Raw genomic sequence first — 21,076 nt, 5'->3', positions numbered from 1 at the left:
ACGAGCCTCCCGGCCCCGCCCTCGACCCCCGTTCCCTCAGACACCACGACTTCCGATCGAGAGAAGGACACCTGTGCTCGACGTCAACACCTTCGATGAGTCGCGCATCGGCCTCGCGACCGCCGATGACATCCGCGGCTGGTCCCACGGCGAGGTCAAGAAGCCCGAGACCATCAACTACCGCACCCTGAAGCCCGAGATGGACGGCCTGTTCTGCGAGCGCATCTTCGGTCCCACCCGGGACTGGGAGTGCTACTGCGGCAAGTACAAGCGCGTCCGCTTCAAGGGCATCGTCTGCGAGCGCCGCGGCGTGGAGGTCACCAAGTCCTCCGTGCGCCGTGAGCGCATGGGCCACGTGGAGCTCGCGGCCCCTGTCACCCACATCTGGTACTTCAAGGGCGTGCCGAGCCGACTCGGCTACCTGCTGGACCTGGCCCCGAAGGATCTCGAGAAGATCATCTACTTCGCGGCGTACATGATCACCGACGTGGACGAGCAGGCTCGCCACGACGACATGCCCGATCTGCAGGCCCGCTTCGACCTCGAGGTCAAGGAGCTCGAGAACGAGCGCGACGCCGCGATCAACCAGCGCGCCGTCACCGCGGAGAAGGACCTCGCCCAGCTCGAGGAGGAGGGTGCCAAGGCCGACGCGAAGCGCAAGGTCCGCGACTCCTCCGAGCGCGAGCAGGCCCAGATCCGCAAGAAGTACGACGCCGAGGTCGACCGCATCACCCGCGTGTGGGAGCGCTTCAAGACCCTCAAGGTCGCCGACCTCGAGGGCGACGAGCGACTCTACCGCGCGATGAAGCCGCGCTACGGCACCTACTTCGAGGGCGGCATGGGCGCCGAGGCGATCCAGCGTCGTCTCTCCGACTTCGACCTCGAGGCCGAGGCGGAGACGCTCCGTGAGGTCATCGCCACCGGCAAGGGGCAGAAGAAGGCCCGTGCGCTCAAGCGCCTCAAGGTCGTCTCCGCCTTCCTCACCACCACCAACTCGCCCGTCGGCATGGTGCTGGACGCGGTCCCGGTCATCCCGCCGGACCTGCGCCCGATGGTGCGGCTGGACGGCGGCCGCTTCGCGACCTCCGACCTCAACGACCTGTACCGTCGCGTGATCAACCGCAACAACCGCCTCAAGCGGTCGCTGGATCTCGGCGCCCCCGAGATCATCGTGAACAACGAGAAGCGCATCTTTGCAGGAGTCGGTCGACTCGCTGTTCGACAACGGCCGTCGCGGCCGCCCGGTCACGGGCCCCGGCAACCGTCCGCTGAAGTCGCTCTCCGACATGCTCAAGGGCAAGCAGGGCCGCTTCCGCCAGAACCTGCTGGGCAAGCGCGTGGACTACTCCGCCCGCTCCGTGATCGTCAACGGCCCGCGGCTGAAGCCGCACCAGTGCGGTCTGCCCAAGGGCATGGCGCTGGAGCTGTTCAAGCCCTTCGTGATGAAGCGCCTGGTCGAGCTCAGCCACGCCCAGAACGTCAAGGCCGCCAAGCGCATGGTCGAGCGCGCCCGCCCCGAGGTCTGGGACGTGCTCGAGGAGGTCATCACCGAGCACCCGGTGCCGCTGAACCGTGCGCCGACCCTGCACCGCCTGGGCATCCAGGCGTTCGAGCCGCGCTCGTCGAGGGCAAGGCGATCCACCTGCACCCGCTGGTGTGCGCCGCCTTCAACGCGGACTTCGACGGCGACCAGATGGCCGTGCACCTGCCGCTGTCGGCGGAGGCGCAGGCCGAGGCCCGCATCCTGATGCTGTCCTCGAACAACATCCTCAAGCCGTCCGACGGCCGTCCGGTCACCATGCCCGCGCAGGACATGATCATCGGCCTGTACCACATCACCACGGTGCGCGAGGACGTCGAGGGCGCGGGTCGCTCCTTCTCCTCCGTGGCCGAGGCGATCATGGCCTTCGACCGCGGTGAGTCGCACCTGAACGCGCCCGTCTCCCTCCGCTTCGAGGACATCGTCCCGCCGAGCGACTGGGAGGCCCCCGAGGGCTGGACCGAGGGCGACGCGATCACCCTCACCACCACCCTTGGCGCGGTGCACTTCAACGAGACGCCGCCGGAGGACTTCCCCTTCGTGCAGGGCCAGGTCGGCAAGAAGCGCCTGGGCGGGATCGTCAACGCCCTCGCCGAGCGCTACGACAAGGGCCAGGTCGCGGCGTCCCTCGACGCGCTGAAGGCCTACGGCTTCTCGTGGTCCACCCGCTCGGGCGCGTCCTTCGCGCTGTCCGACGTGGTGACCCCGCCCGGCAAGGCGGAGATCATCGCGAAGCACGAGACGAAGGCCGCCCAGGTCCAGGAGAACCGCGACCTCGGCCTCATCTCCGAGTCCGAGCGCAACGCGGAGCTCATCGACATCTGGACCGAGGCGACCAACGAGGTCGACCAGGCGATGCGGGCGAACTTCGAGTCGACCAACACCATCTACCGCATGGTGGACTCCGGCGCCCGAGGCAACTGGATGCAGATCCGCCAGATCGCCGGCATGCGCGGCCTGGTCACCAACCCGAAGGGCGAGATCATCCCGCGCCCGATCCTCTCCAACTACAAGGAGGGGCTCTCGGTCCTGGAGTACTTCGTCGCCTCGCACGGCTCCCGCAAGGGCCTGGCGGACACGGCGCTGAAGACCGCCCAGTCGGGCTACCTGACCCGTCGTCTGGTGGACGTCTCCCAGGACGTCATCGTCCGCGAGGACGACTGCGGCACCACCAAGGGCCTCGTGCTCCCGATCGCGGTCGAGGAGGCCGGCGTCTCGCGCACGCACGAGCACGCGGAGTCCACGGTCTACGGCCGTGTCCTCGCGACCGCCGCGATCGGCGCCGACGGCACCGAGGCGGCGCCGGCGGGCACCGAGCTCGGCGACGTGGTCATCGAGCGCCTCGTCGAGGCGGGCGTGCGCGAGGTGAAGATCCGCTCCGTGCTGACCTGCGACTCGGCGGTGGGCACCTGCGCCCAGTGCTACGGCAAGTCGCTCGCGACCGGCCAGCTGGTCGACATCGGCGAGGCCGTCGGCATCGTCGCGGCCCAGTCCATCGGCGAGCCCGGCACGCAGCTGACCATGCGTACCTTCCACTCCGGTGGTGTGGCCAGCGCCGACGGCGACATCACGCACGGTCTGCCGCGTGTGCAGGAGCTGTTCGAGGCCCGCACCCCGGCCGGCTTCGCGCCGATCTCCGAGTTCTCCGGTCGCGCCGCGATCGAGGAGAACGACAAGCGCCGCCGTATCACGGTCACGCCGGACGACGGCTCGGACGAGGTCACCTACACCGTCTCCAAGCGCGTGACCCTGCTGATCGCCGACGGCGACCACATCGAGGTCGGCCAGCAGCTCACCCAGGGCTCCGTCGATCCCAAGCAGGTCTTGCGCATCCTCGGCCCCCGCAAGGTGCAGCGAGCACCTCGTGGACGAGGTGCAGAAGGTGTACATCTCCCAGGGCGTGGACATCCACGCCAAGCACATCGAGGTCATCGTGCGCCAGATGCTCCGTCGCGTGACGGTCATCGAGTCCGGCGACACCGATCTGTCGCCGGGCGACTTCGCCGAGCGCGTCACCTTCGAGCGGGAGAACCGTCGGGTCCTCTCCGAGGGCGGTCAGCCGGCCTCGGGTCGTCCGGAGCTGATGGGCATCACCAAGGCGTCGCTCGCGACCGAGTCGTGGCTCTCGGCGGCCTCCTTCCAGGAGACCACCCGGGTGCTCACCGAGGCCGCCCTGAACCGCAAGAGCGATCAGCTCATGGGGCTCAAGGAGAACGTCATCATCGGCAAGCTCATCCCGGCGGGCACCGGCCTGTCGCGGTTCCGCCGCATCGCGGTCGAGCCCACCGACGAGGCGAAGGCGCAGATGTACCAGGTGCCGGGCTACGACGAGCTGGACTTCTCCGGCTTCGGCCAGACCGGCGCGGTCAACCTGGACGACATCGACTACGCCGATCCCTTCCGCACCGACTTCCGGTGAGCGGAGCAGCGGTGAGCGGGTGCTGAGCGCCCTCTGACCGAGAACGCCGCGGGGCGGTCCCACCACACGGTGGGGCCGCCCCGCGGCATTCCCAGCCCTGCGGGCGTTCTGGGGGCGTCCTGCGGAGGAGACGCCCTCCGCGGGTCCGTCGGGAGGGCGGGGAGTGGCCTGCGTCGCGCCGAAGTGGCGTCTGACCGGGCCCGGCGTGATCTGTCGGACGCGGAGGTTCACGAGAGGGTAAAGGCCTCGTGGGCCCCAGCCCAAAGTCCGGTTTCACCCCTTACGTCACGTGGAGAAGAACGGAAGAGTGGCACCCGGCAGTTCCCACGCGACCTTTCCTGCAAAGACCGACCCGCGCCCGCGGGGGTGTGCGCGTGCCGGAGCCGCAGATCCCGCCCTGCGGGATCCGACGCTCAGGGAACGACACGTGAAGGCCGCGGACGCGGCAGGGAAAAGGTGGAACAGTGAAGAAGACTCCGTGGATCGTCGGTGCGGCGACCGTGTGCGTGGTGGCCGTCGGCGGCGGCGGTACCGCCTTCGCGATGTCGAACGAGGCCCAGATCACCGCCTACGGCGAGGAGACCGCGGTCCGCATCTTCTCCCAGCCCACCGTCGGCGACCTGCTCGCCGCCCAGGGCATCGAGGTCAAGGACACCGACCTCGTGACCCCGGGCCTCGAGGAGCTCGTCACCGACGGCATGGACATCCAGGTCGTCCAGCGCACCCCCGTCACCGTCTCCATCGACGGCGAGGAGCAGGAGCCGCTGACCACCGGTGACACCGTCGCCGACGCGCTGGCGGAGACCGAGTACACGGCCGAGGGCGCCGCGATCAGCCCCGCCCCCGAGACCTCCTCCTCGAGGACGCGGGCGGCGAGGTCTCCGTGGTGACCCGCAAGACCGTCACCTTCGTCGGCCAGTACGGCCAGGACACCTTCGAGGTCACCGCCCTCACCGTGGGCGAGGCGATGAAGAAGGTCCTCGGCGATATCGAGGACACCGACACCTCCGACGTCCCGCTCGACACCGTCCTCGAGGACGGCGCGACCCACGAGGTCCACCGCGTCCGCGAGAAGGAGCGCACGGAGACCGAGGAGATCCCCTTCGAGACGAAGACCGTCGAGGACGACTCCCTCGCCGAGGGCACCACCAAGACCACCACCGAGGGCAAGGCCGGCTCCACCGAGAAGGTCTACACCGACACCGTCGTGGACGGCGAGGTCACCGAGTCCGAGCTCGTCTCGGAGGAGGTCGTCTCCGAGCCCGTCACCGAGGTCGTCGCCAAGGGCACCAAGCCTGCCCCCGAGCCCGAGCCCGAGCCCGAGCCCGAGGTCGAGGAGGAGCAGGCCGCTCCCGCCGCCCAGGAGGCGCCGAAGACCGAGCGGCGCGAGTCCGACACCAAGTCGAACCGCGGCTCCGAGCGCGAGTCCACCGAGTCCACCGAGGAGAAGTCCTCGGAGTCCGGCAACACCGGAGCCTCCGCCCCCGCCGCCGCATCCGGCGGCGTGTGGGACCGCCTCGCCCAGTGCGAGTCCGGCGGCAACTGGTCGATCAACACCGGCAACGGCTACTACGGCGGCATCCAGTTCAACAACCAGACCTGGAAGGCCTACGGCGGTGACAAGTACGCGCCCCGCGCCGACCTCGCCACCCGCGAGCGAGAGATCGACATCGCCAAGAAGGTCCAGGCGAACCAGGGCTGGGGCGCCTGGCCGTCCTGCACCTCGAAGCTCGGCATCCGCTGATCGACGTACTGCGAGGAACGAGCGGTAGGAGATGAGCGCGAGAGCGCCGCTGATCGACGTACTGCGAGGAACGAGCGGTAGGAGATCAGCGCGGGAGAGCCGCTGATCGACGTACTGCGAGGAACGATCGGTAGGAGATCAGCGCGAGAGCGCGACTGATCTCCACCCTCTCGAGCGACGAGCGCGCCGCATCTGCGGCGCGCTCGTCGCGTTCCGGGCCCATACCCTGCCGCTTCACCTCGGTGCAAGTTCCCGGCCACATGCCGTCATGTGATCTGCGTCGGATGGGACGCGAAGCTTTGACCCCGTCGTGCGCGTCTCAGTAGAATCGAGACCGCGTCCGGAGTGCCCTCTGGTCGTGACCGGGACAGACCCGCCGCTCCTCGGAGTCGGCGGGAGGCGTCCCCCGCGAGGAGCGGATCCTCGCGGCGTGCCCGAAAGCGGGAAGTCGGCCTGGCCCGGCCGCCGCCCGTGGGCACCGATCACGGTCCTCCAGGACGCCCGGCAGGTGCCATCACCTGACGGGCGGGTCGAACCGCCGAGCTCCCGGGCCGAGGGAGCGGCGGATCGGGTCGCCGGCCGTGCGAACGGTCGAAGAAGTCGATCCAGCGGGACGAACAGTCCCGATGGCCGAACAGGAAGAGAAGCTGTGCCCACTATTCAGCAGTTGGTGCGCAAGGGGCGGGACGCCCGGTCGTCCGCCTCGAAGACGCCTGCGCTCAAGGGTTCGCCCCAGCGCCGCGGTGTCTGCACGCGCGTTTACACCCAGACCCCCAAGAAGCCGAACTCCGCGCCGCGCAAGATCGCGCGTGTGAAGCTGTCGACCGGCCTCGAGGTCACCGCCTACATCCCCGGCGAGGGTCACAACCTGCAGGAGCACTCGATCGTGCTCGTCCGCGGCGGCCGTGTGAAGGACCTGCCCGGTGTTCGCTACAAGATCGTGCGAGGCGCCCTGGACACCCAGGCCGTCAAGGGCCGCCAGCAGGCGCGCTCCCGCTACGGCGCGAAGAAGGAGAAGAAGTAATGCCTCGTAAGGGCCCCGCTCCCAAGCGCCAGCTCGTCGTCGACCCGGTCTACGGCTCGCCGATCGTCACCCAGCTCATCAACAAGATCCTCCTGGACGGCAAGAAGACCGTCGCCGAGGGGATCGTCTACGGTGCGCTCGAGGGCGCCCGTGAGAAGAACGGCCAGGACCCGGTCGTGACCCTGAAGAAGGCGCTGGACAACATCCGTCCGTCGCTCGAGGTCCGCTCCCGCCGCGTCGGCGGTGCGACCTACCAGGTCCCGATCGAGGTCAAGCCCGGTCGCTCGACCACGCTGGCGCTGCGCTGGCTGGTCAGCTACTCCCGCGCCCGCCGCGAGAACACCATGACCGAGCGTCTGATGAACGAGATCCTCGACGCCTCCAACGGCCTCGGTGCCGCTGTGAAGCGCCGCGAGGACACTCACAAGATGGCCGAGTCGAACCGCGCCTTCGCTCACTACCGCTGGTGAGAGCACGGTGGGGTCCGCCCTCGCGGGTGGGCCCCACCGATCGCCGTCCGGCGGCTCCTGCAAAGACCCGTTCTCCAGAAAGGCACAAGCCCGTGGCACTCGAAGTGCTCAGCGACCTGAACAAGGTCCGCAACATCGGCATCATGGCTCACATCGATGCCGGCAAGACCACCACGACCGAGCGCATCCTCTTCTACACCGGCGTGAACTACAAGATGGGCGAGACCCACGACGGCGCCGGCACGATGGACTGGATGGAGCAGGAGAAGGAGCGCGGCATCACGATCACGTCGGCCGCGACGACCTGCTACTGGCACGACAACCAGATCAACATCATCGACACCCCCGGGCACGTCGACTTCACGGTCGAGGTGGAGCGCTCGCTCCGCGTGCTCGACGGCGCCGTCGCTGTGTTCGACGGCAAGGAGGGCGTGGAGCCCCAGTCGGAGACCGTCTGGCGCCAGGCCGACAAGTACGACGTCCCGCGCATCTGCTTCGTCAACAAGATGGACAAGCTGGGTGCCGACTTCTTCTTCACCGTGAAGACGATCGTCGAGCGCCTCGGTGCGAAGCCGCTGGTCATGCAGGTCCCGATCGGTGCGGAGAACGACTTCACCGGTGTGGTCGACCTCGTCGAGATGAAGGCCTACGACTGGCCCGAGACGCTCGAGGAGGACATGGCCGCGATCAACTCGAAGAAGGGTGATCCCTCGCTCGGCCAGTGGCGGCGCGAGATCCCGATCCCGGAGGACCTCCGGGAGACGGTCGAGGAGTACCGCAGCAAGCTCGTCGAGGACGTGGCCGAGAGCTCCGAGGAGCTCATGGACAAGTACCTCGAGGAGGGCGACCTCAGCGTCGACGAGCTCAAGGCCGGCATCCGCCGCCTGACCGTCAACTCCGAGGCCTACCCCGTCTTCTGCGGCACCGCTTTCAAGAACAAGGGCGTCCAGCCCATGCTCAACGGTGTCGTCGACTACCTGCCCTCGCCGCTCGACGTTCCCGACATGGTCGGCCACAAGCCGGGCGACGAGTCGGTCGAGCTGACCCGCGCCGCGGACTGGGACGCGCCCTTCTCGGCCCTCGCGTTCAAGGTCGCCGCGCACCCGTTCTTCGGATCGCTGACCTACGTCCGCGTCTACTCGGGCCAGGTCAAGCAGGGCGAGCAGATCCTCAACGCCACCACCGGCAAGAAGGAGCGCGTCGGCAAGCTCTTCCAGATGCACTCCAACAAGGAGAACCCCGTGGACGAGGCCTTCGCCGGCCACATCTACGCGTTCATCGGCCTGAAGGACACCACCACCGGTGACACCCTGACCGATCCGGCGAACCCGATCCAGCTGGAGTCCATGAGCTTCCCGGAGCCCGTGATCTCGGTGGCCATCGAGCCGAAGACCAAGAGTGACCAGGAGAAGCTCGGCGTCGCCATCCAGAAGCTCGCCAAGGAGGACCCGACCTTCCAGGTAGAGCTCGACGAGGAGACCGGCCAGACGGTCATCCGCGGCATGGGCGAGCCGCACCTCGACGTCCTCGTGGACCGCATGCGTCGCGAGTTCAACGTCGAGGCGAACATCGGCAAGCCGCAGGTCGCCTACCGCGAGACGATCAAGCGCGTCGTGGAGAAGTACGACTTCACCCACAAGAAGCAGACCGGCGGCTCCGGCCAGTTCGCGAAGGTGCAGATCACCTTCGGTCCGCTGACCGATGCCGAGGACGGCGTGTTCTACGAGTTCGAGAACAAGGTCACCGGCGGCCGCATCCCGCGCGAGTACATCCCGAGCGTGGACGCGGGCATCCAGGACGCCCTGCAGTCCGGCATCCTCGCCGGCTACCCGGTCGTGAACGTGAAGGCCTCCCTGATCGACGGCGCGTACCACGACGTCGACTCCTCGGAGATGGCCTTCAAGATCGCCGGCTCCATGGCCGCCAAGGAGGCCCTGCGCAAGGCGCGACCGGTCATCCTCGAGCCGCTCATGGACGTCGAGGTCCGTACTCCGGAGGAGTACATGGGAGATGTCATCGGCGACCTGAACTCGCGTCGCGGGCAGGTGCAGTCGATGGAGGACGCGAGCGGGGTCAAGATCGTCCGTGCTCTCGTCCCGCTGTCGGAGATGTTCGGCTACGTCGGCGACCTGCGGTCCAAGACCCAGGGTCGTGCGATGTACACGATGCAGTTCCACAGCTACGCGGAGGTCCCGTCCAGCATCGCGGACGAGATCGTCGCGAAGACCCGGGGCGAGTGAGAGGCCGGGGGAGCAGGTAGGCTCCTTCTCCTGTTCCCCCGCTTCCTCGGACCCCCTCCTCTCGGGGAGGGGATCCGATCCCGATCCAGAAGTACCACGAGAAAGTCCTAGGAGGACACCACAATGGCCAAGGCCAAGTTCGAGCGGACCAAGCCGCACGTCAACATCGGCACGATCGGTCACGTCGACCACGGCAAGACCACGCTGAGCGCCGCGATCTCGAAGGTTCTGTACGACAAGTTCCCCGAGGTCAACGTCAAGCGTGACTTCGACCAGATCGACAACGCGCCCGAGGAGAAGCGAAGCGCGGCATCACGATCAACGTCTCGCACATCGAGTACGAGACCGACAAGCGCCACTACGCGCACGTCGACGCGCCCGGCCACGCCGACTACGTGAAGAACATGATCACCGGTGCGGCGCAGATGGACGGCGCCATCCTCGTGGTCGCCGCCACCGACGGCCCGATGGCCCAGACCCGTGAGCACGTCTTGCTCGCGAAGCAGGTCGGCGTTCCCTACCTGCTCGCCGCCCTCAACAAGTCCGACATGGTCGAGGACGAGGAGATCCTCGAGCTCGTCGAGATGGAGGTCCGCGAGATGCTGGGCTCCCAGGGCTTCGACGAGGACGCGCCGGTCATCCAGGTCTCCGCGCTGAAGGCGCTCGAGGGCGATCCCAAGTGGGTCAAGTCCGTCGAGGACCTCATGGAGGCCGTGGACGAGAAGATCCCGGACCCGGTCCGCGACCTCGACCAGCCCTTCCTCATGCCGATCGAGGACGTCTTCACGATCCAGGGTCGTGGCACCGTCGTCACCGGCAAGGTCGACCGCGGCAAGCTCGCGATCAACTCCGAGATCGAGATCCTCGGCATCCGTGCGCCCCAGAAGACCACGGTCACCGGCATCGAGATGTTCCACAAGCAGATGGACGAGGCGTGGGCCGGCGAGAACTGCGGCCTGCTTTGCTCCGCGGCACCAAGCGCGAGGACGTCGAGCGCGGCCAGGTCGTGGCCAAGCCCGGCACCATCACCCCGCACACCGAGTTCGAGGCGCAGGTCTACATCCTGTCCAAGGACGAGGGCGGCCGTCACAACCCGTTCTACTCGAACTACCGTCCGCAGTTCTACTTCCGGACCACCGACGTCACCGGCGTCATCACGCTGCCCGAGGGCACCGAGATGGTCATGCCCGGCGACAACACCGAGATGTCGGTGGAGCTGATCCAGCCCATCGCCATGGAGGAGGGCCTCGGCTTCGCCATCCGTGAGGGTGGCCGCACCGTGGGCTCCGGCCGCGTCACCAAGATCAACAAGTGATCTGAGCGGGGAGACCCCGCCGATGTGGCTCGCCCCCTCGGGGGCACCGCGCAGAGAAGGCCCCGCACCGGTTCGCCGGTGCGGGGCCTTCTCGCATCTCCGGACGGCATTCGGGGCGGGCACGACCATGTGGTCGTCCCTCGTCCGGCCGACGGCGCAGTAGTCCCTGGACGATGCTCCGTCGAGGCGGGACGGAGATCGCCGCAGGCCGAGGTCCGGGCTGGAGCGAGTGGAGTCTCAGGCAGGGCGAGGGCCGGGCTGGACGGTGGCGAGCTGGGGCGACGGTGCGCCTCTCCGGCGTCCCCGGGAGGGACAGGCAGGATCCCGTGGTCCGGAGACGGAGACCCGTGGTCCGGAGACGGGGGACGGGAGAGCCCCCGGCCGACGGATCGTCGACCGGGGGCTCTGGAGATGCGGTGCGTCGGGAGGCTCAGCGCTCCGGCGTCGTGCCGTCCTGCGGCGCGGCGCCGTCCTGCTTCGCGCCGCCATCCTGCGGCGCGGTGCCGGGCTCCCGGTGGTCCCCGGTCGCCGTCCCGTCCTGCACGCCGTCCGCCTGGGCGTCCTCGCGCCGCGGGGTGCCGGCCGGTTGCCCGAAGCTCGGGCGGTGCGGGCGCGGCGGCGCACCGGCCTGGTCCGCGCCGCTCCCGGGCTCGGGAGCGGCGCCGAACCCCTGCTGCGGTGCCGCGCCGTGCCGCGGGCCGACACCCTGCTGCCCGGACTGACCCTGCGCAGAGAACCCGCTCTGCTGCGGGCCGGGTGCGCCGTACCCGGGACCGCGGCCGCCCGGCCGGGGAGCCGTACTGCCCGCCGCCCTGCGTGGGTGCGGGAGCGCCGTACTGCCCGCCGCCCTGCGTCGGGGCAGGGCGCCGAAGCGTCCGCTCGCCTGCGGCGATGCCTGCGGAGCGGTCGCGGGGAGGGGGCCACGGCCGGCCCGGCACCGGACTCCGCGAGGATCCGCCGAGCCTGGTCCGCGTGCTTGTGCTCGACCAGCGGCTCGTACTGCATGGGGATCGTCGAGGTCATCGAGGTGAAATCCCGCTTCCCGCCGGTCATCGCATAGCCGATCACGGACCACACGGTGAAGAACACGATGCCCATCAGGACGCTCGACAGGACGATCATCAGATCACCCGGCGTGATCAGCATGAACAGCGACCCCAGGAACAGGCCCATCCACAGCCCGGACAGGATGCCCTGACCGATCACCTTCGGCCAGGTGCGCCGGCCGGTGACCCGCTCCATGAGCTTCAGATCCGTGCCGACGATCAGCGTGGACTGCACCGGGAACTCGTGATCGGCGAGGGTGTCGACCACCGACTGCACCTCCTGGTAGGTGCTGTACACGCCGAGGGACCGCGGATACTCGAGGTCGTAGAGGCGCGCGGTCAGCGGGGACGACGCCGAGGGGCTCTGACGGGCATAGGGACTCTGACTCATGGGGGTCACGGTAGCCCCCCGGTTCCGGATCCGCCTGAGCGCTCCCGGGGCGATCCCTGAACACGGCGGGGTGCTCGTGGCCGTGTCAGGCGGACGGCGCCCCCGGCCCCTCTCACCGGACGCCGCCGCGCCCCGACGGGGAGCTTCTGACCGGGTATATGAAAACGTGACGCGCCCGGGGCGGATTCGGTCGGGCTCTGGACATACTGCGGCGTAGCATGTGGGCCACGACACCCTCGGGTGCGCGCTCGGCATGGCGAACCCGCCCCTTTCAACGACGAAAGAGATCCCATGGACACTTCCAGTGACAGCACGAACCTGCCGCTGACCCCCCTCGACCGTCTCGCGGCATCCCGCCGGCGCTTCCTCGCGCTGGCCGGTGCGGGCGTCGGCGCCGGCGCCCTGGCCGCCTGCGCGACCGGTGGCGGCGGCGACGAGGACGGCGGCTCCGACGGCGGCGGCGTCGCCGAGGGCGGCGGCGAGGTCAGCGACGAGAACCCCTTCGGCGTCGACCCCTCCCAGCCCGTCGAGGTCGTCATCTTCAACGGCGGCTACGGCGACCAGTACGCCGAGGACGCCGGCACGGCGATGTCCGAGCCGCACGACGGCATCGAGGTCACCGTCAGCTCGACCGTCGACATCCAGCCCGAGCTCCAGCCCCGCTTCGTCGCGGGCGAGCCGCCGGACCTCTTCGACAACTCCGGCGCGCAGGCGATGAACTCCGCGGCGCTCATCTCCGAGGGGCGACTCGCCACGCTCGACGAGCTCATCAAGGCGCCCTCGATCGACGGCGGCACGATCGAGGAGTCCCTCCTGCCCGGTGCGCTCGAGCCCGGCACCTACTCCGGCAAGCTCTACTCCCTGAACTACGTGTACACGGTGTTCGCGCTGTGGTATTCCGCCAAGCAGTTCGAGGAGAAGGGCTGGAGCGCCCCGGTCACCTGGGACGACGTCATGACCATCGGCGAGAACGCCGCGGGGAGGGGCTCTCGCTCTTCGCCTTCGGCGGTCAGAACGCCGCGGACTACTACCACACCATGGCGATCGCGATGGCGGTCAAGCAGGGCGGCAAGGAGGTCGCCACGGCGCTCGACTCCCTCGATGCGGGAGCGTACGAGCAGGACGCCGTCGTGCAGGCGATCGACGCCATCGGCGAGGCGGTCGCGGCGGACTTCTTCCTGCCCGGCGGCGCCGGTATCAAGCACACCGAGGCCCAGGCGCAGTGGGTCACCGGGAAGGCTGTGATGTACCCCTCCGGCTCGTGGATCGAGAACGAGCAGAAGGGCGTCACCCCCGACGACTTCGCGATGACCGGTCGCCCCGAGCCGCTGCTGAGCGCGGACGGCGCGATGCCGGCCGAGGCCATCCACGGCACCGCGGGCGAGCCCTTCCAGGTCCCGGCCCAGGCGAAGAACGGCGCCGGCGGCCTTGAGTTCCTGCGCGTGATGCTCTCCAAGGAGCAGGCGCAGAACTTCGCGAAGGTCACCTCCTCCACCACGATCGTGAAGGACTCCGTGCCCGAGGACGCCTTCGGCTCCACGGCGCTGGCCTCCGCGAACGAGATGATCCAGGCCGCGGGCGAGAACGTCTTCACCTGGAACTTCACGGACTGGTACGGCCTCGGGCCGGACTTCAAGCCGATCTGGAACGAGTTCCTCAGCGGCGGGATCAAGGCCGACGAGGTGCGTGAGCGCTCCCAGGCCGTCCTCGACCGGGTGCGGGAGGACGACAGCATCGAGAAGTTCGACGTCGAGGGATGAGTCTCCCGACCTCGACGCTCACCGGTCCGTCGGACGCGCCGCATGCTCCCCGCGTGCGGCGCGGCCGGCGCCCCGCGCCGTCGCGTCTGCTCTTCTTCGCCGTCTTCCTCGGCCTCCCGTTGCTGGTCTACATCGTCTTCGTCGTCTCGCCCTTCCTGCAGGCGTTCTACTACTCCCTCACCGACTGGAAGGGGGTCAGCGGGAACGCCGACTTCATCGGCCTGGACAACTACGTCCGGATCTTCACCGACCCGGTCTACCTCAAGGCGCGCGCAACAACCTGCTGCTGATGATCATCCTGCCCGCCGTGACCATCACCCTGGCCTTCGTCCTGGCCGTCATGGTCACGATCGGTGGGGACACCAAGGGCGAGATCCACGGCATCCGCGGCTCGAACATCTATCGCGTGGTGAGCTTCTTCCCCTACGTCTCGCCGGCCGTCGTGATCGGCATCCTCTTCGCCTTCATCTACTCCCCGAACGGAGGCCTGCTCAACGGCCTGCTGAACCTCCCGCTGAGGTCGCTGAACGCCCTCGGCGCGGATGTCCCGCTGGTCGGCACCGCCTGGCTCGGCGATCCCCGCTTCGCCCTCGGCGCGATCATCCTGGCCGTGGTGTGGTCGCTCGTCGGCTTCTACATGGTCCTGTTCGTCGCCGCGATCAAGGCGATCCCCTCGGAGATCATCGAGGCCGCCCGGCTCGACGGGCGCGGCCGTGTCCGCCTCGCGGCACAGGTCGTGCTCCCTCAGATCCGGGAGAACGTCTCCACGGCGGTGGTCTACATGGGGATCATGGCACTGGACATGTTCGTCTACGTCTCGGTGATGACCCCGTCGGGAGGCACCGCCCGCGGCACCGAGGTGGTCTCCCGCTATCTCTACGAGACCGCCTTCGCGCGCTCGCAGTTCGGCCTCGCCTCGGCGATGGGCGTGGTGCTGGCGCTGGTGACGATGCTGATGGCCGTCATCGTGCTGTTCGGCGACCGGTCGAAGGAGGACGCATGACCCAGGCTCCGCCCCTCGACACCACCGCCTCCGCAGAGGATGGCGGCACGCGCCGGATCGAGCCCCGTCGGCCGCGCCGCGCCCGCGGCGACCGCGCCTTCGCCGGCGTCGCCCACGTGGTGCTGATCATGTGGACCCTCGCGGTGGTCTTGCCGCTGCTGTGGACCGTCTACAGCTCGTTCAAGACGTCCCGCGAGATCCTCACCTCGCCGTTCTCGATGCCGAGCGAGTGGAACCTCGACAACTTCATCACCGCCTGGACCGAGGCCGGGATCGGCCGCTACTTCCTGAACACGCTCATCGTCGTCGGCGGTGCGCTGTTCCTGGTGATCTTGCTCGGCGCGATGTGCGCGTACGTCCTGGCGCGCTTCGAGTTCCCGGGCCGTCGGATCATCTACTACGGGATGATCGCGGGGCTCACGTTCCCGATCTTCCTCGCCGTCGTCCCGCTGTTCTTCGTGCTGATGAACATGGGCCTGCGCGGCACGTACATCGGGCTGATCCTCGCCTACGTCGGCTTCGCGCCGCCGTTCACGGTGTTCTTCCTCTACGCCTTCTTCCGGCGGCTGCCGGAGGAGATCGCCGAGGCCGCCGCGATCGACGGCGCCGGGGACTTCCGCACCTTCTTCCAGATCATGGTGCCGCTGGCCACCCCCGGCCTGATGAGCGTCACGATCTTCAACTTCCTGGGGCTGTGGAACCAGTACCTCCTGCCGGTGGTGCTGAACACCGACGAGGACAAGTACGTCCTCGCCCAGGGATTGAAGAGCCTCCAGGCGCAAACAGGGCTACGAATCGGACTGGGGTGCGATGTTCGCCTCGGTGACGATCACGATCCTGCCGGTGCTGATCGTCTACGTGATCTTCCAGCGCCAGCTCCAGGGCGGGCTCGGCCCCAGCACGAACAAGTAGGAGCACCCCGCTCGCCCCGGCCCGCGGCGTTGGGGAGCGACGAGGAGCGGAGGGCCGGGACCCCGGCGGCACGGATGCCGTACGGTGGTCCAGGCCCTCCGTCGCGTCGGGACCGGCATCGTGGCCGGAGAACCATCCCCGCGGCCCGCGCCCGCGGCCGTCGCCGCCGCCGCGACTTCAGGCGCGGCCGCCCGGGCCCCCGTTGTGACGGGGTGCACGACACTCTCCCTTGTGGGCCTGTGCGCTCGTCTGGCAGACTGTTCGAGTTGTCTGCGCGGGCCGACATGCCCGGTTCCGTTCTCCGAGGTCCACCTCGGCGAATGATCACCGGATGAGGTCCGTCCCGAGGATGCGAACCGCACCATCGTGCGGAGTGCGCATCAGAGGTAGGGATCCGACGCAGAAGCGACCGATCCTCGGCGGTCCCGTGCTGGGCTTTTGCGCCCCGTACAGGCCGACACGCCCGTCCTCGGGTACCGGGGAGAGGCCGCATCCATGCCAGACGAAGAAGAGAGACAGGACGCCATGGCGGGACAGAAGATCCGCATCCGGCTCAAGTCGTACGACCACGAGGTGATCGACAGCTCGGCGCGCAAGATCGTCGACACGGTGACCTCCGCGGGCGCGACTGTGGTGGGCCCGGTGCCGCCGCCGACCGAGAAGAACGTGTTCGTCGTGATCCGGTCGCCCCACAAGTACAAGGACTCCCGTGAGCACTTCGAGATGCGCACGCACAAGCGACTGATCGACATCGTCGACCCCACGCCCAAGGCCGTGGACTCGCTCATGCGCCTCGACCTGCCGGCGGACGTCAACATCGAGATCAAGCTCTGAGGGTGGTGGAGATGAGCAACGAACTGACCGGCCAGAAGGCCACCCCCGTCGCGGGCGTGCTCGGCACCAAGCTCGGCATGACCCAGGTCTGGGACGAGAACGGCAAGCTCGTGCCCGTGACCGTCGTGCAGACCGGCGCGAATGTCGTCACCCAGGTCCGCTCCGTCGAGACCGACGGCTACGACGCGGTCCAGATCGCCTTCGGGCAGATCGACCCCCGCAAGGTGTCGAAGCCGCTCAAGGGCCACTTCGAGAAGGCCGGCGTGACCCCGCGCCGCCACCTCGTCGAGCCGCGCACCTCCGACGCCGCCGACTACTCCCTCGGCCAGGAGATCGACGCGTCGATCTTCGCCGCGGGCCAGAAGGTCGACGTCGTGGGCACCTCCAAGGGCAAGGGCACCGCGGGTGTCATGAAGCGTCACGGCTTCGCGGGCGTCAGCGCCACGCACGGCCAGCACCGCAACCACCGCAAGCCCGGCTCCATCGGCGGCGCCTCCACCCCCGGTCGCGTGTTCAAGGGCCAGCGCATGGCTGGCCGCATGGGCGGCGACCGCACCAGTGTCCAGAACCTGACCGTTCACGCGGTCGACGTCGAGAAGGGCCTCGTGCTCGTCAAGGGTGCCGTCCCCGGCCCCAAGGGCGGCCTCGTGCTGGTCCGCTCGGCTGTCAAGACTCCCGCGAAGGAGGCCTGAGCCCGATGGCAGCGAATCTGACCGTCGACGTGCTCGACCCGGCCGGCAAGAAGTCCGGCACCGTCGAGTCGCCTGCGTCGATCTTCGACGTCCAGACCAACGTGGCCCTGATCCACCAGGTCGTCGTCGCCCAGCAGGCGGCGGCCCGACAGGGCACCCACAAGGCCAAGACCCGCGCCGAGGTGCGCGGCGGCGGCAAGAAGCCCTGGAAGCAGAAGGGCACCGGCCGCGCCCGTCAGGGCTCGCTCCGCGCCCCGCAGTTCACCGGCGGCGGCACCGTCCACGGTCCCGTCCCGCGCGACTACTCCCAGCGCACCCCGAAGAAGATGAAGGCCGCCGCCCTGCGCGGTGCCCTCTCGGACCGGGCCCGCAACGGCCGCGTGCACGTCGTCTCCTCGCTCCTCGCGGGCGAGTCCGCCTCCACCAAGGCTGCGAAGGTCACCCTGTCGCACGTCTCCGACCGTCGCCACCTGCTGGTGGTCGTGCGTCGTGACGACGACCTGGGCGCCCTGAGCACCCGCAATCTGCCTGCCGCCCACGTCCTGTACGCGGACCAGGTGAACACCTACGACGTCATGCTCTCCGACGACGTGGTCTTCACCGCCGATGCGCTCGAGGACTTCGTGGCCCAGGCCTCCCTGACCCTGCCCACCTCGATCTTCGCCGCGGCGAAGGCCGGCTCGTCGGCTCCCGCCGCCGCCGCCGCGTCTGTCGTTGCCCAGGACGCTCCGTTCGGCGAGGGCTCCGCGGCCCCGCTGGCCGACGGCTCCGCCCCCGAGGGCTTCGACATCAAGGGCAACCAGGGCTCGATGAAGTTCCACACCCCGGACTCCCCGTGGTACGGCCGCACCAAGGCCGAGGTCTGGTTCGCGACTCCGGAGGCCGCCAAGGCCGCCGGGTTCGTGAACGCGGTCAAGGAGTCCGCCTCGTCCGATGAGGAGGCCGCCAAGTGAGCGCGCAGAACAAGGATCCCCGCGACGTCCTGCTGGCCCCGGTGGTCTCCGAGAAGAGCTACGGGCTGATGGACGAGGGCAAGTACACCTTCGTGGTGGTCGCCGACGCCAACAAGACCGAGATCAAGATCGCCGTCGAGAAGATCTTCGACGTCAAGGTCTCCTCGGTGAACACGATCAACCGTCAGGGCAAGGCGCGTCGCACGCGCTTCGGGATGGGCAAGCGCAAGGACACCAAGCGCGCCATCGTGACCCTGACCGACGGAGCCATCGACATCTTCGGAGGGTCGGTCGCCTGAGGCGGCCGATCTCCGAGGAGCAGAGAGTCTGAGGGAAACCCACATGGCAATTCGTAAGAGCAAGCCGACCACTCCCGGTCGTCGCGGCTCGAGTGGCGCCGACTTCGTCGAGGTCACCCGGTCCACGCCGGAGAAGTCCCTGGTGCGCCCGCTGTCCAAGTCCGGCGGCCGCAACAGCAACGGTCGTATCACCTCCCGTCACCGGGGCGGCGGCCACAAGCGGGCCTACCGCGTGATCGACTTCCGCCGTCACGACAAGGACGGCGTCAAGGCCAAGGTCGCTCACATCGAGTACGACCCCAACCGCACCGCGCGCATCGCGCTGCTGCACTACCTGGACGGCGAGAAGCGCTACATCCTCGCGCCGGCCAAGGCGCGTCAGGGCGACTGGATCGAGAACGGCGTCGGCGCCGACATCAAGCCCGGCAACAACCTGCCGCTCAAGAACATCCCGCTCGGCACCGTGGTGCACGCGATCGAGCTCCGCCCCGGCGGCGGCGCGAAGATCGCCCGCTCCGCCGGCGCCTCCGTGCGACTCGTCGCCAAGGAGGGCCCGTACGCCCAGCCGCGTATGCCCTCCGGCGAGATCCGGAACGTCGACGCCCAGCGCCGCGCCACCATCGGCGAGGTCGGCAACGCCGAGCAGTCCAACATCAACTGGGGCAAGGCCGGCCGCATGCGGTGGAAGGGCAAGCGCCCCCACGTCCGCGGTGTGGTCATGAACCCCGTCGATCACCCCCATGGTGGTGGCGAGGGCCGCACCTCGGGTGGTCGTCATCCGGTGTCGCCCTGGGGTCAGCCCGAGGGCCGTACCCGAAAGCCGGGCAAGGAGAGCGACAAGCTCATCGTGCGCCGTCGTCGGACCGGCAAGAAGCGCTGATAGGGAGAACCGCACATGCCTCGCAGTATTTCCAAGGGCCCGTTCGTGGACGACCACCTTCAGAAGAAGGTGGACGCCCAGAACGAGAAGGGCACCAAGAACCTCATCAAGACCTGGTCGCGTCGTTCGGTGATCACCCCGGACTTCCTCGGCCACACCTTCGCAGTGCACGACGGTCGCAAGCACGTCTCGGTGTTCGTCACCGAGTCGATGGTCGGCCACAAGCTCGGCGAGTTCGCCCCCACGCGGACTTTCAAGGGCCACGAGAAGGACGACAAGAAGGGCCGTCGTCGCTGACATGACGTCAGCAGCGACTGCACTTCTCGAACTCGAGAGAAAGCAGGAAGCAATGGAAGCCAAGGCGCAGGTGCGGTACCTCCGCATGTCGCCCATGAAGGCTCGCCGCGTTGTGGACCTGATTCGTGGCAAGAGCACGGCCGAGGCCCTGGACACCCTGCGGTTCGCCCCGCAGGCCGCCAGCGAGCCCGTCCTGAAGCTCGTGGAGTCCGCGATCGCCAACGCGCGGGTGAAGGCAGACCAGGCGGGGGAGCGCTTCGACGAGCGCGAGCTCGTCGTGTCCGCCGCATTCGTCGACGAGGGTCCGACCATGAAGCGGTTCCAGCCGCGTGCTCAGGGTCGTGCCTTCCAGATCAAGAAGCGCACCAGCCACGTCACCGTGGTGGTCGCTCCCGTGAACAAGTAAGGAGTCCCGAATGGGCCAGAAGGTCAATCCGAACGGGTTCCGCCTCGGGATCACCACGGAGCACAGCGACCGGTGGTTCGCCGACTCCTCGAAGGAGGGGCAGCGGTACCGCGACTACGTGAAGGAAGACGTCGCGATCCGCAAGCTCATGTCCGAGGGGCTCGAGCGCGCCGGCATCTCCAAGGTCGAGATCGAGCGCACCCGCGATCGCGTCCGCGTCGATCTCCACACCGCCCGCCCGGGCATCGTCATCGGGCGTCGCGGGGCGGAGGCCGAGCGTCTGCGCGGCGAGCTGGAGAAGCTCACCGGCAAGCAGATCCAGCTGAACATCCTCGAGGTCAAGAACCCCGAGGCCGATGCTCAGCTGGTCGCCCAGGGCATCGCCGAGCGGCTCGCCGCCCGCGTCTCCTTCCGTCGTGCGATGCGCAAGGGCATGCAGTCCGCGCGCCGCGCCGGCGCGAAGGGCATCCGAGTGGCCGTCTCCGGCCGCCTCGGCGGCGCCGAGATGAGCCGCAACGAGTTCTACCGCGAGGGGCGCGTGCCGCTGCACACCCTCCGTGCGAACATCGACTACGGCTTCTACGAGGCCCGCACCGCCTTCGGCCGCATCGGCGTGAAGGTCTGGATCTACAAGGGCGACGTCACCGCCAAGGAGCTCGCGGCCCAGCAGGCCGCCTCGCAGGGTCCCCGCTCCGGCGGACGCGGCCCGCGTGCCGAGCGCCCGCGCGGTCGTCGCAACGAGCGCAACGCCGCTGCCCGTCGTGAGAACAACGAGTCTGCCTCGCAGACCGCTGCTCCCGCCGAGCAGGCCGCGGCTCCCGCGCAGCGACCCGGAACGGAGGCCTGAGCGA

Annotated in this window: 17 protein-coding genes and 4 pseudogenes; 20 read left to right on the top strand and 1 reads right to left on the bottom strand. The window is 68.7% G+C overall.

What is annotated here, in order from left to right; translation table 11 throughout:
- Positions 1-73: 73 nt before the first annotated feature.
- The 7 genes and pseudogenes from WKH84_RS08045 (at position 74) to tuf (ending at position 10,752) form a co-directional block, all read left to right on the top strand.
- A pseudogene (locus WKH84_RS08045) lies at positions 74-3,959 on the top strand (DNA-directed RNA polymerase subunit beta').
- A gap of 464 nt (positions 3,960-4,423) precedes the next feature.
- Positions 4,424-4,849, top strand: coding sequence for a ubiquitin-like domain-containing protein (locus WKH84_RS08040; protein ID WP_341856238.1), 426 nt, complete (start codon positions 4,424-4,426; stop codon positions 4,847-4,849).
- Positions 4,846-5,703, top strand: coding sequence for a transglycosylase family protein (locus tag WKH84_RS08035; protein ID WP_341856237.1), 858 nt, complete (start codon positions 4,846-4,848; stop codon positions 5,701-5,703). Before WKH84_RS08040 ends, WKH84_RS08035 begins: the two co-directional genes overlap by 4 nt.
- A 649-nt stretch (positions 5,704-6,352) precedes the next feature.
- Entirely contained in the window at positions 6,353-6,727 is a 375-nt protein-coding gene (gene rpsL / locus WKH84_RS08030; RefSeq protein WP_341856236.1) for a 30S ribosomal protein S12, read from the top strand.
- Positions 6,727-7,197 (top strand): 30S ribosomal protein S7, encoded by a 471-nt coding sequence (gene rpsG, locus WKH84_RS08025; RefSeq protein WP_010550341.1) that lies wholly within the window; start codon positions 6,727-6,729, stop codon positions 7,195-7,197. Before rpsL ends, rpsG begins: the two co-directional genes overlap by 1 nt.
- 92 nt (positions 7,198-7,289) lie before the next feature.
- A complete protein-coding gene (gene fusA / locus WKH84_RS08020) occupies positions 7,290-9,437 on the top strand; it encodes an elongation factor G (RefSeq protein WP_341856235.1) in 2,148 nt (715 codons plus the stop codon).
- 123 nt (positions 9,438-9,560) lie between these two features.
- Positions 9,561-10,752, top strand: a pseudogene (tuf, locus tag WKH84_RS08015) (elongation factor Tu).
- Positions 10,753-10,989: 237 nt separating this feature from the next.
- Here the strand turns inward: tuf and WKH84_RS08010 are convergent.
- A complete protein-coding gene (locus WKH84_RS08010; protein ID WP_341856234.1) occupies positions 10,990-12,189 on the bottom strand; it encodes a general stress protein in 1,200 nt (399 codons plus the stop codon).
- A gap of 291 nt (positions 12,190-12,480) precedes the next feature.
- Between WKH84_RS08010 and WKH84_RS08005 the strand changes: the two are divergent.
- The 13 genes and pseudogenes from WKH84_RS08005 to rpsC all read left to right on the top strand — a co-directional run.
- Positions 12,481-13,113, top strand: a pseudogene (locus WKH84_RS08005) (carbohydrate ABC transporter, N-acetylglucosamine/diacetylchitobiose-binding protein); the annotation flags it as partial.
- A gap of 113 nt (positions 13,114-13,226) precedes the next feature.
- Positions 13,227-13,949 carry an extracellular solute-binding protein gene (locus tag WKH84_RS08000; RefSeq protein ID WP_341856233.1) on the top strand — a complete coding sequence of 241 codons (723 nt, stop codon included), beginning with the start codon at positions 13,227-13,229 and terminating at the stop codon, positions 13,947-13,949.
- Positions 13,946-14,239, top strand: a complete 294-nt coding sequence (locus WKH84_RS07995; RefSeq protein ID WP_341856232.1) for a hypothetical protein — start codon at positions 13,946-13,948, stop codon at positions 14,237-14,239. The genes WKH84_RS08000 and WKH84_RS07995 overlap by 4 nt, the downstream gene beginning before the upstream one ends.
- On the top strand, positions 14,239-14,952 hold the full coding sequence (locus WKH84_RS07990; protein WP_341856231.1) for a sugar ABC transporter permease: 714 nt from the start codon (positions 14,239-14,241) through the stop codon (positions 14,950-14,952). Before WKH84_RS07995 ends, WKH84_RS07990 begins: the two co-directional genes overlap by 1 nt.
- Positions 14,949-15,864 (top strand): annotated as a pseudogene (locus WKH84_RS07985) (carbohydrate ABC transporter permease). The gene WKH84_RS07990 and the pseudogene WKH84_RS07985 overlap by 4 nt, the downstream one beginning before the upstream one ends.
- Before the next feature lie 525 nt (positions 15,865-16,389).
- On the top strand, positions 16,390-16,698 hold the full coding sequence (rpsJ, locus tag WKH84_RS07980) for a 30S ribosomal protein S10 (protein ID WP_341856230.1): 309 nt from the start codon (positions 16,390-16,392) through the stop codon (positions 16,696-16,698).
- An 11-nt stretch (positions 16,699-16,709) separates the two neighbouring features.
- The gene (gene rplC, locus WKH84_RS07975) at positions 16,710-17,390 is read left to right on the top strand and encodes a 50S ribosomal protein L3 (RefSeq protein WP_341856229.1); all 681 of its coding nucleotides are present in this window, start codon (positions 16,710-16,712) and stop codon (positions 17,388-17,390) included.
- A gap of 5 nt (positions 17,391-17,395) precedes the next feature.
- Positions 17,396-18,343, top strand: coding sequence for a 50S ribosomal protein L4 (gene rplD, locus WKH84_RS07970; RefSeq protein ID WP_341856228.1), 948 nt, complete (start codon positions 17,396-17,398; stop codon positions 18,341-18,343).
- The gene (gene rplW, locus WKH84_RS07965; protein ID WP_341856227.1) at positions 18,340-18,642 is read left to right on the top strand and encodes a 50S ribosomal protein L23; all 303 of its coding nucleotides are present in this window, start codon (positions 18,340-18,342) and stop codon (positions 18,640-18,642) included. The genes rplD and rplW overlap by 4 nt, the downstream gene beginning before the upstream one ends.
- 43 nt (positions 18,643-18,685) lie before the next feature.
- Complete coding sequence (gene rplB / locus WKH84_RS07960) at positions 18,686-19,522, top strand: 50S ribosomal protein L2 (protein WP_341856226.1); 837 nt, start codon at positions 18,686-18,688, stop codon at positions 19,520-19,522.
- A gap of 15 nt (positions 19,523-19,537) precedes the next feature.
- Positions 19,538-19,819, top strand: coding sequence for a 30S ribosomal protein S19 (gene rpsS, locus WKH84_RS07955; protein ID WP_010550329.1), 282 nt, complete (start codon positions 19,538-19,540; stop codon positions 19,817-19,819).
- A 52-nt stretch (positions 19,820-19,871) separates the two neighbouring features.
- Positions 19,872-20,225: a 50S ribosomal protein L22 gene (rplV, locus tag WKH84_RS07950; RefSeq protein ID WP_010550328.1), complete on the top strand. Its 354-nt coding sequence runs from the start codon at positions 19,872-19,874 to the stop codon at positions 20,223-20,225.
- Positions 20,226-20,235: 10 nt separating this feature from the next.
- On the top strand, positions 20,236-21,072 hold the full coding sequence (gene rpsC, locus WKH84_RS07945; RefSeq protein WP_341856225.1) for a 30S ribosomal protein S3: 837 nt from the start codon (positions 20,236-20,238) through the stop codon (positions 21,070-21,072).
- The last annotated feature ends 4 nt before the right edge of the window (positions 21,073-21,076 follow it).

The sequence above is a fragment of the Brachybacterium sp. GPGPB12 genome (assembly GCF_038396325.1).
Classification (GTDB): Bacteria; Actinomycetota; Actinomycetes; order Actinomycetales; family Dermabacteraceae; genus Brachybacterium; species Brachybacterium conglomeratum.
The sequence above is the reverse complement of the archived record's forward strand: the minus strand, read 5'-3'. Positions and strand labels throughout refer to the sequence as shown.

What these genes read in the sequence shown, in the direction of transcription:
- rpsG (WP_010550341.1), top strand. Translation starts at nt 6,727, where the DNA reads ATGCCTCGTAAGGGCCCCGCTCCCAAGCGCCAGCTCGTCGTCGACCCG.
- WKH84_RS08010 (WP_341856234.1), bottom strand. Translation starts at nt 12,189, where the DNA reads ATGAGTCAGAGTCCCTATGCCCGTCAGAGCCCCTCGGCGTCGTCCCCG.
- WKH84_RS08000 (WP_341856233.1), top strand. Translation starts at nt 13,227, where the DNA reads ATGGCGATCGCGATGGCGGTCAAGCAGGGCGGCAAGGAGGTCGCCACG.
- WKH84_RS07995 (WP_341856232.1), top strand. Translation starts at nt 13,946, where the DNA reads ATGAGTCTCCCGACCTCGACGCTCACCGGTCCGTCGGACGCGCCGCAT.
- WKH84_RS07990 (WP_341856231.1), top strand. Translation starts at nt 14,239, where the DNA reads ATGATCATCCTGCCCGCCGTGACCATCACCCTGGCCTTCGTCCTGGCC.
- rpsJ (WP_341856230.1), top strand. Translation starts at nt 16,390, where the DNA reads ATGGCGGGACAGAAGATCCGCATCCGGCTCAAGTCGTACGACCACGAG.
- rplC (WP_341856229.1), top strand. Translation starts at nt 16,710, where the DNA reads ATGAGCAACGAACTGACCGGCCAGAAGGCCACCCCCGTCGCGGGCGTG.
- rplD (WP_341856228.1), top strand. Translation starts at nt 17,396, where the DNA reads ATGGCAGCGAATCTGACCGTCGACGTGCTCGACCCGGCCGGCAAGAAG.
- rplB (WP_341856226.1), top strand. Translation starts at nt 18,686, where the DNA reads ATGGCAATTCGTAAGAGCAAGCCGACCACTCCCGGTCGTCGCGGCTCG.
- rpsS (WP_010550329.1), top strand. Translation starts at nt 19,538, where the DNA reads ATGCCTCGCAGTATTTCCAAGGGCCCGTTCGTGGACGACCACCTTCAG.
- rplV (WP_010550328.1), top strand. Translation starts at nt 19,872, where the DNA reads ATGGAAGCCAAGGCGCAGGTGCGGTACCTCCGCATGTCGCCCATGAAG.
- rpsC (WP_341856225.1), top strand. Translation starts at nt 20,236, where the DNA reads ATGGGCCAGAAGGTCAATCCGAACGGGTTCCGCCTCGGGATCACCACG.